Consider the following 11091-nt stretch of genomic DNA (forward strand, 5'->3'; position numbering starts at 1 on the left):
CGCCATGGCCTTTACTGCCGAAAGCGTAAAGGGCGGGAATATCTGCGCCATTTGGGTGGATGACATGATTGATGTCTTCACTTGGCGCGACACGTTCGGAATTACGATCCAGACCCCCAACCTTGATCGCTTCATGGCAGAAGGTGTGAGGTTCACGAACGCTTATGCGACAGTGCCGCTTTGCGCACCATGCCGTGCTGAGCTTGCGACAGGCATATCGCCATTTCGCAGCGGTCTGGTCGATCTCAACCGGTTCTGGCGCGATATCTACCCACCCGAGAAGGCTTGGGCCTACGACCTGAGACGGGCTGGCTTTTACAATTTCACGACCGGTAAAGTAGATGCCAACTACCGCCCTATGCCAGCAGAATACCAACGCATCCTGTTTCATGAAGACTGCCGCGCCGTCGACAATAGCAAACGTGAAAGGGTGCATGACTACCTTGGACGCGGGCCGGGCATTCGTGGTGTAAACCACCCCGATGACGACGGCTCACAGGACGACAAGTTCTATGACTTTCAGGTTGCTCAAAACGCGATTGATTTCCTCAAGCGTGTGGACCCGAACCGGCGGAACCTGATTCAACTCGGCTTTAAGCATCCGCACTACAACCTTGATTGCCCCGACAGGTTCTATCAGCAGTATGACGTGCGCGGCATCAAGTGGCCCACGATTGCGGCGGAAGAAGATTACCACGGACCACAGCCGGGTTTTGCGGTTTACGAAGCAGCCTACATCGCCAATGGGCGCTGGACACCGGAAAAATCAGGGGACGAGGCTTGGCGACAAGTCGTCCGCGCCTACTTCGCCGCGATTTCTCATGTTGACCATGAAATCGGGCGTTTCCTTGATGCCTTGCGCGCCTCACCGATCGCAGAGAATACCACTGTCGTATTTCTGTCTGACAACGGTTTCAATCTTGGCAATCACGATAGTTTTCACAAGATGAGCCAGTGGGACAGTGCAGCACATATTCCGCTCGGTATCTGGCACGCTGGCATGAATGGCGGGCAGGAGATCGCGCTTCCTGTATCGCTTCACAACATCCCCAAAACGATCATGCAGCTTGCCGATCTGCCGCCAAGGCCAGATTGGACAAGCGGTCAAAGCCTTCTGCCGTTGATCGACCCATCATTCGGACACTTTGACCGAAGCAAGTCCCCAGTCACATGTGTTTTTGGCACGTTGTCGGTCAGGCCGTCGGTCGAAGGCTACGAGCATTTGCGCTATTTTCGGTATCCCAACGGCGAAGAACACGTCTACGACATCGTCAGCGATCCCGGCGAGACGACCAACCTCATCGAGAGTGCGCCTATGGATTTCCTGCGCAACGAACTCGTCAGTGGGGCACTTGAACTCGGTCTGGACCTGCGCGGGTTCGAAAACCCCGCCAAAGGCGTCAATGCGATGATGGCGGTTGACGGTAGTGTGGTTCTGGCAGGGGGTGGCGCTGACAACCACTATTGGGCCTATGGCAGCGACGCGGAAAAAATCAGTGAGGACAAGGACGGCGGGACAGACACGCTTTGGTACATGGCGGGTCCGGACGACTATGTCCTTCACTGTCCCGCCAATGTTGAGAAGATCCGCATCGCGACGGTGGTTTCACGCAAAGAATCCGACGGAAGCTCAGCCAAGACCATCCAGATTGTTGCCCACCCTGACAGTCCGATTGAATTTGAAACCTCAGAGCGTGTCACCGTCGACGTGAAGGGTTCAACCAAAGACGACATCATGTTCGGGCCTAAATACGGTGGCGCGACATTCTATGGCGGCGCTGGCGACGATCAGTTGATTGCGAAAGCCACGATGGATAACGCGCGCCATTACTTTTACGGCGAAGCTGGCAACGACTATTTGTCTGGTGGACCGGGCAACGACCTTCTGGATGGCGGAACCGGGGATGACGTTATCCATGGCAGACGCGGAAACAACAAACTCTATGGCGGTCACGGGAATGACCGTATTTATGACGGTGACGGATCATCCTTTGTTGACACCGGTCCGGGCCAGAACCTGATTTCTCTGTCCCACGGTGACGACGTTGTTGTCGTGGGAACCGGTGTGAATCAAATTGATCCCGGCAGTGGTGCTGTCACATTTCGGATTGGCTATGGCGGGATTACCATCATTCGCAGCTGGGCGCCGGAACAAATCTACGATCTGAGCGACTGGCCAAAACGACCAAACGTGCAACTCTTCGAGAAGGGCCGCGTCCGCCTGCGCTGCGGTCTGTCCATCGTGGAAATCACCGGTGTGCGCGAGCCGGATCATATCAAGGATCAACTGCTTCTAAGCACCTAATCCCTTTGCACATTCCCCAGAAATGGGGATAGTCTCGCTAAATTATTCCCAACCGACCAAGGCAAATGCGATGCCCCTCGACCGCCGACCTGTCGCCTCTCTGTGGATCGGAGACCGGCTTCAATATCTCAACCAACTCTGCCTGAAATCGCATCTTCGACATGGGCATCCTGTCACGCTTTACTGCACAGACACGGTGACGAACGCGCCGGATGGTGTCGAGATCCGGCCCGCTTCCGAAATCATGGATGTTCCGATGGACATTGTTGAAGCGACGTCAGCTTCGTTTTTGTCCAACGTCTTTCGCTACAAAATGATCCAGAAGACAGGCGCCATCTGGATCGACTGCGACGCCTTCTGTCATAAGCCTTTCCCGGACGAATGGAAGTGGATCTATGCTGGACACGGCATGCGCGGGGCATTGAATTGTGGCGTGGTCGGCCTGCCAAGACAGTGTGAACTCATCGAACAGTTGATTGATTACTACGACAATCTTCCCGACTATCCCGCTTGGTGGAATGCCAACCAACGCAAGAAAATGGACCGCCAAAAGGGCAATGAGTCCCACGCGGTCAAGATATACAAAACCGAACGCACCGCATTCGGACCACAGGCATTTACGCACTTCGCCAAGCAAACAGGTGATTTCGACAAGGCGATGACACCGGATGTTCTTTACCCGGTGCCATTCCAACTCAACGATATTTTTTATGACCCCCACGGGCGGGTTGAAGGCTGGTTCACGGACCAGACTGTGTCAGTCCATCTTTATACCAACGGCACGAAACCTTGGTGGCGTAAGCACAAGCCTCTCAAAAACAGCTATGCGTGGCGTATGTGCAAGGAAGTCGGAATCGATCCCGGTGAGGCCTTGGGCTAGCCGTCGGTTCGTGGGAGTGCTGACTCTATTTCATTCACCAGCCATTCCGCCCATCCGGTCAGTTCGCCGCGGTTATCGGTTAAAACCTCTCTGACAGGCCGCATATGCTGACCATAAGGAATTCGATTGATTGTCACCGGCAGCGCATTGGCATCAATGAATGCATCAAGTCGGCTGATATCATTTCTCGGGAAGACCTGATCGCCTCTCGCGCATAGAAGACTTACAGGGGGACCATCCTGTGACAGCACCCAAGGTTGTGGTGCTACGCTCGCAATGGCGATGCATTTCTTTGGCCGCTGCACCCCCGGTTGAGGCTCGAGTCCTTCTAGTCCGTGCGCAACTCCGATGGCCGCCAATGCGCCAGAGGAGTTGCCCATCGCCACCCAGGAACAGCCTTTCAATCCCAAAGCCTCCTCAGACCGCAGAAACGCAACTGCTTTTCCGAAGTCCACAGCCGCCCGGTAGAGTGCAGGCCCGAATAAGCCTTCCCTCACGTTCGGGTAGAAGGCTGCGCTCTTGCTTGATGCGGCGCTGATACGCTCAAGCGCCTTGGGTTCAAATGCACGGCGCGGCGCACCCCCTTTTCGATAGGAGATACTGGCAAAACCGATGCCGCGGGCCGACAACAACGGTCCGTAGGCCCGCGCAATACGATCATCGCGGGAGCCATGCACAAAACCGCCCCCATGCGCATGGACCACCAAGCCTCTATAATCCTTCTCAGGACGCCACAAATCGAGCGCCAGATGAGGTGGGGCATAACTTAATTCTATGGGCTGGATTGCAATCTGATCAGTCATCGGACTGCTATGGGCCGAAATGCACTCATGGACCCGTTATGCGTCCCGTAATCATGTTGCTCGATTGGGCAGCAGGCGAGGTCTTGCATCAGAAATCGGGTGGCTTGCGTTGCACCAGTCAGATGTTGCGCACTGGCCGTCACAACGACAGCGTCCTCTTTCAGAAGTGGCAACGCGGCTTTGAGGACTGAAAGACTGGTGACGTCACTTGCAGGCATCAAGAGTAGATCGAAGCGGCGATGGTTTGCAGCGTCTTGGGACATGTTTGTCAGATGCTCAGCTTCCATCCCAACTGATGCAGAGACGGCTTCGGGAAATCGCGCATTCAGCCAATTTGCTGCTGCCGGAACATAAACTTGCGTCGCCGGAGGGTTGCGATCTTTGTCACGGCGCCATTTGCCGCTGTCGATCGCACATATCCGCAAATCAGGGTTAAGGTGCATCGCCACAAGGGGAAGATGTCCGGCATCATAACCGATCACCAAAGCATCCTTTGCCTGCGCCAGCCACCCAAGCAACCGTGCTCGGATCGCGTCAGATCGTGTTCTGAGCTTGCTACCAATCAAAGACGTGTTCTGCATATGGCGGTAGAAATGCAACCCATGCACGGGTTGGTTTTTGAAGCCTGAGGCTTTCAGGCTTGCCACCACAGCGGTGTTCAGGCGTGCCAAATCGGCTTTGCCATCATCAGAGGCGAGCACTGCTTTGACACGATCAGCGTAGCGTCCAACGTCGTCCAATTTCGGCTCGTCCAGATCACGCAGCGGCGACAGCGGCCGTCGGGATCCGCCAGCAAGTTGTTCCAGAACTCTATTGCGATTGCTCTCGACTTCCGCGGCCGAGAATGTCACGTCGCTAGGCCCATCCTCGCGGTTGTAGGAATACATGGACGTCGCCCACTTCTGCTCGGCATAGACCTTGTCCGGGCCGTCATAGTAGGCGTCAGGGTCGCTTTTTTGCCATGGCACGAAGTAGTGTGTAGGCCAGATTTTCAGATCGTCTTCGTTCGGCTGCCATTCCCTGATCTTGCTCATCAGAAAGCGGTTGCCGGTCGACACCTCCGCTTTCCGCAGGGCTTCTGGAGGGACAGATGCCAGTGTCTCAATGATCTTCCCGACAAACGGGTTGCCAGGTTCGCACGCAAGGATTGGGCAGACCCCGCGAAATTTATCAGTCTCAGGACGATCATAGACCGTGTAGGCGCGCTTTTGATCAAGCAGTTCATCGACTGGGTGCAAACAGATTGCATCCGCGTCCGCCATAAAGCCGCCAAACCGATAGAGAATTTCGTAGCGCATCATATCTTGCACTCCGGCATAGAGGCCGCGCCAGAAATATTCGTTGATCTGCTTTCTCAAGCGAAAGGGAAACCCGGTCAGGAAATCATTGTCGTAGACCGTGTATTCCCAGTCAGGGTGTTTTTCGGGCCACGTGTTCATCCAGTTGACTGGCGCGGGTTTGGGACCAATCCAGATGTGGCCCAATCGCTTTGGAATTGCAGTCATGGGGTGCCTTCAGGTGATGCGATGGCGGCAAGCATATCGCTGATCCGCGCGGGCAGTCGATAGACCTTCGGGTCATTGATCGGTGCAATCCGCCAGAACCCCGATCCGGCGGGCGACTTGGACTCGATTAATGCGCGTCTTACTTCCTTGAGTTCCATGTCGATGAGGGGACTCGCATCCACACCTTCCGCCTCTGCGTTGTCCGTCATCTTTACAAGGCAAATCTGCGGGTCAACCGCGAAACTCCGATTGCTGCAGGCTTTACCGTCCTCGTCGAAATCAATGCGTCCCCGCGTCATGCAAGGCTTCTGCACATTCGACGAAACACGCGCAAAGACAGGTCTTTCGGTTGGACTATTCACAAGCTCGAAGCCCAGCGGCGCTGAAATCTTCGGGACGCGACCGCTTGCTGCAAGGTCTGACAGGTAATGTGACAAGTCGCTCGCCGTGAGCGGATCGACGATCAGAAACTCATCTATGCCAATGAACGCGACCCAATTGAAGTATAGGGTCAGACCCGATGCAAAACTCCCAGCCGCACTTAAGACAGCCTGTTCATCGATCTGTTGAGGCAATGGTATGATGTTCGCATCACCACACCGCACAGCGATGTCTTTTGCGTTGTCGGGACACAAAATATAAAGACTTCGGTCGCCAAAGAGGCGCACATAATATCTGTACCATCGTCCGAGCGCCTCATCAGCTTCGCGCGCTACTGTGACAAGCGCAATTTGCGCTTTCGACGGATCAGGCACCTGAATGCCGGCTGCTGTTTTTGGCTGGACTTCACCTTTGGGATTGATTCGTAGCGGTAAGCTGCGATGCTCGGGTACGTCAAAAACACGCCTGACAAGGTGCGTGCCGATCTGTTTCTTCAGCATCTCGTCCAGATCTTTCTTGCGACCATCTGCGCCGAGAACTTCACGGTTTTGATAGTGTAGAAGGACCGGCTTGGGCAAATTGCGGTGCTTCGTCTTCCCATCAATGGTCAGCCTGAAGCGGTCGTTAAAATGTTTCCAAGTCATCCCAGCGCGGGCGATGGCGACAGGCAGTGACATCTGATCAAGATGAGGGCGTTTGTGCGGGATGAAACTATGTCGATCTATAGTCTGCGCGGTTTCCATCCAAACATCTGCAAATCGTTTGCCGTCCGCTGTTCGGTAGGTCTCGTCGATGACAATCACGCCTGTATCAAGAAATGGCCCAGCATTGCTGGCAGCGGTTTTTGTAGCCGCCAGATCTTCATCGGGAACGGCCAAATCGAAGACGCCATAGATGTCGGTCCAGATGGTCTGGTCGGTCCATCCTTGATCTTCCGCTGGCACCACGCCGATTTGAGCCTCGCTCACAAGTTCTTCAATCGCACGCTGACGCAGAAACACCGTGTTGGTGTCGAGATACATCGAAAAATCGGTTTCTTTTGGCGCCACTGAAGCAGTGATCTTCAGCCCGTCGGGGTAGTTTGGGACGAAATTTACCGCCTCTGGCAGTTCTTGAAGTTTGCACCCGAGCCTTCGCATAACTTCGCGCAGATCTTTCCCCATTTGATTGAGTGCACCGGCCGGACAATAGCCTATGAGTGTTACATCCGGCGGCAGATGCGTTCTGACGGATGCGGCCAGATGACAGGCTGTGTAAAGCCGCTCTGCTGAGTCGAACGTGAAAAATACAGTAAAGCTTGGCATATGTTCCGTTCATCCCAATTCAGTCACGTGTAGCCCAAAGCACACTGTGTTTGGAAGTCTGCGCGGAAACCCGGGACGCGGCCGATCGGATTGATTGCACTCGGCAGCCAAAATAAAGAGTATCCGGTATCTCGATGCGACGCTTGTTCGCCCTGCCGAGGTGATTGAGAAACGGATGGTGCTTTGGGCCTAGATCTTCGGGAAATAGCAACTGTAGTGGTTACGGTTTCGCCTGCTGATGATCGAAGCAAGGCCATCGGAGACGACCTCAAACAAGTCGGGATAACACCTGAGTTCGTGAAGGGCGCTGAAAAGCGCAGCGCCAACAAGCGTGAAGCAAGTGCTTTCGCGCGTGGCTTTGACCAAACCGAAGGGCAGATCTTTCTGATCGTTCAGGACGATCAACGCCTGGTGCGTGATGAAACGGTTTTGCCATCAATCCCTGAAGGGGCCGACGTCATTTTGCTTGCAACTGCTAACGCTGGGACGCTTCCGAACACATCAGAGAACCGGGAGGCCTACGGCACAAATGCTTATGACGGCCTCGCTTTAGTCGAAGTTCACGACACCGACTATTATCGTGTTTCATCGATGGCGCATGCAAAGGCCATTCTGATCTGTTCTTCGCGTGGTCGCGCGCGCTTTAGAGAGGAAATCCAGAAGGCGTCCAACAGGTCAAATTCAACTGCGGCTCGCCTTTCTGTCGCGATTGCTGACCTGAACGCCTATGCGCTGCGTGCACCCCTCTTTGACGCGGTTGGCGGAATGAAAAAGACGGAGCCGCCACAAGTTTCACCGGTGATCACCAGTTCGTCTTTGCGGCATGCGAAGGTAGGGGAGGTCCGGATCGCGCGAAAGGGGCGACGCAAGATTGCTGTTCAAGCTGTCAGAAATACAAGCACCGCTTTGCTTGGCTGGGACGTTATCGCTGATGTAAGACAAGACGAGACCTTGAAACCAATCAAGACACACAACGTGCGCTTGCCGCTATATCATCAGGATGTTCTCAAGGACCGGTTCGACGTCATTCCGAACGCGCGCGTCTTCCCCCCAGACCCAGAGGCACAATCGTGTGGTGTGACTGATGAGATCGGTCAGTTCAGCATCCTTTCGGCGGAATTCAAATGGATCAGGCGCCCGATGCTCGCCCCCGAAACTGAGCGGATGGCGGGTCCGCTCAAACAACTCAAAGGGACATACATATACGGTGGCTGGCTACACCCACACTTCGGGCATTTCTTGGCAGAGTCGACTGCGAGGCTGTGGGCTTTGGCAAAGAACTTTGGAAAAATTGATGGCGTCCTGTTCATCCCCTACGGCCCGAGAACCATCTGGCGCACGCGCAGGAAGTACGGGCCGATTCTGAATCTTTTCGCTGGAGAAACGCCCATCACACCCCTGACGGGTCCGGCAATTGTTGACAAGCTTATCGTCCCTGAGCCCGGCTTTGGGCACCAATCACGTATGCTCGGCAGCCGTGAATACATCGATTTCGTGCGCAATCGCGTGTCATCTCAGATCACGCCTGAAGGTGGCGATCGCATTTACATTTCGCGGTCAAAGTTAAACGCCAAACGTGGCGGCATATTCGGCGAAACATCACTAGAGGCGTTTCTTGCTGAAAATGGCTACGAGATCTTCCATCCTCAACAGCACAGCGCCGAAGAACAACTCAGCCGCTACGCAGCGGCGCGCTACATCATTTCGCTTGATGGATCGCCGCTCCATTTTGCCTCTTTTGCGCTGCGTCCAGATGCGAAAGTCGCTATTGTGAAACGCAGAACCTCAACAATTCAGGAACGCATGGCTGAGCAGGTCCGCAGATTTAGCGGGGCAGAAGTTCACGTGATGGATCACATTGAGAAAATGTGGGTCCGCGAGCATTTTCAGCGGATCGACTACAGTTCCTACGGTGAACTGGATTTCGTTGGGTTGGGAGACTCCTTGCGTGAATGCGGCTTTTTGAAAAGCGGCGCTCCTGCGCCTTCGTTCGGGGTCGATCAGATTGCGCAAGAACTGGAAAACCGTCCTGCCGAGCTTGGTCCACTTGTGCCGCTTGAGGGTCCGTAATGTCGCAAATCCCCGCAGAACCGCCCCAGGATACGAGCATGCCTGACGAAATCTCCATGCGGGACGCAAAGCCAGACAATGCATTCCGGGTCATTGGAAAATCGTCTTACCTGTGGTTCGAACCGCGGTCGCCGGTTCTGGTTGTGTCTTTCGACAATTTGGCGACGCTTGATGATCCTTATCCTCGGATGCCCTGGATCGCCCGACAGGTTGCAGATTTGGGGTTTTCCATCCTCGGTGTTCAGAGCAGGCGCAAGGACTGGTTTCGGGGCACGGACGCTGATCATCTGATTCAAACCCTCTCTGATCAGGGCTTCTTTCAAACTTTCGAAACAGTCGTCTTTATCGGTGCTTCAATGGGAGCATTTGCAGCTTTGAATTATGCACCTCTTGTTTCGGGTGCACGCGTCTTGGCGCTCTCGCCTCAGTCAACAATGAATAAAAGGATCGCCCCGTTTGAGACAAGATTTCCTTGGGCCGTCAAAAACAGCGATTGGACCGAACCCGCCTTTATCGACGCGGCCGACGCAATTCCCGACATTCCATCAGTGACTATCGTTTTTGACCCGTTCGACGCCACTGACAAACAACATGCGATGAGGATGCGCGGCCCGCACGTGCAGTTGGCTCCAGTCCCAAATAGCACGCATGAGGCCGTACGGACCGTTATGAAGGCGGGAGCGTTTGATGCAATGCTCTTGGAGTTCATCGAAAAGGGCAAGCTCGGCTCGGATTTCTGGAATGCAATGAGGCAACGCAAAACCGTTCGAAAGTGGGCGCGCGCTTTTGTTTCAAATCTCTCGCAATCACATCACCCGACGATGGCGCTGCGGGTCTACGATCATCTCATAGAAAGAGACCGGTATCATTTCGCAATGCAGGCACGGCGGGAGCTTCTTGAGGCTCATCCGGAATTGCGCAATCTATAGCGGTTCCGGAGTTTGATTTGCCAAAAACCAAAGCCCCCATAGCCGCCCTGACGATGGTCCATACCGAGGATTTTTTCCTCGAACGCTGGCTCGCGCACTGGCGTAGATTTCTGCCCGACGAACATATCTACGTCATCAACCATGGCGCGGACCCGCAGGTTTCCGCACTCGTTCACGGATGCAACGAAATCACGCTGCCTTACGACGCGCTGAAGAAAAGCGTCAATCAGCGGCGCTGGCAAATTCTCTCGCTATTCACGTCAGGCCTGACCTACGGGTACGATTGGGTCATCTGCAACGATGTCGACGAATTTATCGTTCTCGATCCCCAAATCTCGGACGACTTGCCAGCATACCTGGCTGAGGTTGCCGCGCGTGACGAGGTTCCGAGCGCGATCACGGCTTTCGCGATCGAGATGGTACATGTACCCGAACTCGAACCGGCACCCATCGTTTCCGGCGAACCCATCATTGGCCCACGCCGGATTTATCGTCTTAACTCAAACTACGCCAAGCCCTGCATCGTCCACCGACCCATTGAATTCAAAGCAGGGGGCCACGGCGGCAATCACAGTGACATCTATCTTGATCCGCACCTTTACAATTTTCATCTGCGATTTGTGGACTACGACTATTGCATGGGACGCTTCAAAAAGAGCCTTGAGCGGCGCCTTGCCGGAAAGACCGCCGAGGAACAGGCGGAGATGCGAAAAGGGCAATGGGGCTGGGCGAGCGTCGATCAGACGTTCGAGGCGTTGTCAAAAAAGCATCCTGTGTCAGAAACCATTGATCACCCTGATTTTCGACGGAAGATGCTGGACAATCGTATCCTGCGTCCGCCATTTACACTTATGGGCGGCGGACGGCCTCCAGATAATTATCGGCTGCCAGAACGATTCAATGGCGTTTTGTAA

Annotated in this window: 8 protein-coding genes; 5 read left to right on the forward strand and 3 right to left on the reverse strand. The window is 54.5% G+C overall.

Annotated elements, in window-relative coordinates; translation table 11 throughout:
- Nucleotides 1–4 precede the first annotated feature (4 nt).
- Together BM316_RS11025 and BM316_RS11030 are read left to right on the forward strand one after the other, a co-directional pair.
- Complete coding sequence (locus BM316_RS11025) at nt 5–2305, forward strand: sulfatase-like hydrolase/transferase (protein WP_090208310.1); 2301 nt, start codon at nt 5–7, stop codon at nt 2303–2305.
- Between the two features lie 70 nt (nt 2306–2375).
- Nucleotides 2376–3185 (forward strand): glycosyltransferase family 32 protein, encoded by an 810-nt coding sequence (locus BM316_RS11030; RefSeq protein ID WP_090208313.1) that lies wholly within the window; start codon nt 2376–2378, stop codon nt 3183–3185.
- Here the strand turns inward: BM316_RS11030 and BM316_RS11035 are convergent.
- Genes BM316_RS11035 through BM316_RS11045 form a run of 3 tightly spaced genes read right to left on the reverse strand, consistent with a single transcriptional unit; the run spans nt 3182 to nt 7178 of the window.
- A complete protein-coding gene (locus BM316_RS11035) occupies nt 3182–3988 on the reverse strand; it encodes an alpha/beta hydrolase (protein WP_090208316.1) in 807 nt (268 codons plus the stop codon). The genes BM316_RS11030 and BM316_RS11035 overlap by 4 nt on opposite strands.
- Nucleotides 3985–5493, reverse strand: a complete 1509-nt coding sequence (locus tag BM316_RS11040) for a glycosyltransferase family 32 protein (protein ID WP_090208320.1) — start codon at nt 5491–5493, stop codon at nt 3985–3987. The genes BM316_RS11035 and BM316_RS11040 overlap by 4 nt, the downstream gene beginning before the upstream one ends.
- On the reverse strand, nt 5490–7178 hold the full coding sequence (locus tag BM316_RS11045) for a GT-B fold glycosyltransferase domain-containing protein (RefSeq protein ID WP_090208323.1): 1689 nt from the start codon (nt 7176–7178) through the stop codon (nt 5490–5492). The genes BM316_RS11040 and BM316_RS11045 overlap by 4 nt, the downstream gene beginning before the upstream one ends.
- A gap of 216 nt (nt 7179–7394) precedes the next feature.
- On the opposite strand from BM316_RS11045, the gene BM316_RS11050 reads away from it, so the two are divergent.
- From BM316_RS11050 to BM316_RS11060, 3 genes are read left to right on the forward strand one after another with little or no spacing between them, the layout of a single operon-like run.
- Nucleotides 7395–9248 carry a glycosyltransferase family 61 protein gene (locus BM316_RS11050; RefSeq protein WP_090208326.1) on the forward strand — a complete coding sequence of 618 codons (1854 nt, stop codon included), beginning with the start codon at nt 7395–7397 and terminating at the stop codon, nt 9246–9248.
- 38 nt (nt 9249–9286) lie between these two features.
- The gene (locus tag BM316_RS11055) at nt 9287–10177 is read left to right on the forward strand and encodes an alpha/beta hydrolase family protein (protein WP_131802575.1); all 891 of its coding nucleotides are present in this window, start codon (nt 9287–9289) and stop codon (nt 10175–10177) included.
- Nucleotides 10178–10230: 53 nt separating this feature from the next.
- A complete protein-coding gene (locus BM316_RS11060) occupies nt 10231–11091 on the forward strand; it encodes a glycosyltransferase family protein (protein WP_090208333.1) in 861 nt (286 codons plus the stop codon).

The sequence above is a fragment of the Yoonia litorea genome (assembly GCF_900114675.1).
Taxonomy (GTDB): domain Bacteria; phylum Pseudomonadota; class Alphaproteobacteria; order Rhodobacterales; family Rhodobacteraceae; genus Yoonia; species Yoonia litorea.

What these genes read in the sequence shown, in the direction of transcription:
- BM316_RS11035 (WP_090208316.1), bottom strand. Translation starts at nt 3,988, where the DNA reads ATGACTGATCAGATTGCAATCCAGCCCATAGAATTAAGTTATGCCCCA.
- BM316_RS11045 (WP_090208323.1), bottom strand. Translation starts at nt 7,178, where the DNA reads ATGCCAAGCTTTACTGTATTTTTCACGTTCGACTCAGCAGAGCGGCTT.
- BM316_RS11030 (WP_090208313.1), top strand. Translation starts at nt 2,376, where the DNA reads ATGCCCCTCGACCGCCGACCTGTCGCCTCTCTGTGGATCGGAGACCGG.
- BM316_RS11040 (WP_090208320.1), bottom strand. Translation starts at nt 5,493, where the DNA reads ATGACTGCAATTCCAAAGCGATTGGGCCACATCTGGATTGGTCCCAAA.
- BM316_RS11060 (WP_090208333.1), top strand. Translation starts at nt 10,231, where the DNA reads ATGGTCCATACCGAGGATTTTTTCCTCGAACGCTGGCTCGCGCACTGG.
- BM316_RS11025 (WP_090208310.1), top strand. Translation starts at nt 5, where the DNA reads ATGGCCTTTACTGCCGAAAGCGTAAAGGGCGGGAATATCTGCGCCATT.
- BM316_RS11055 (WP_131802575.1), top strand. Translation starts at nt 9,287, where the DNA reads ATGCCTGACGAAATCTCCATGCGGGACGCAAAGCCAGACAATGCATTC.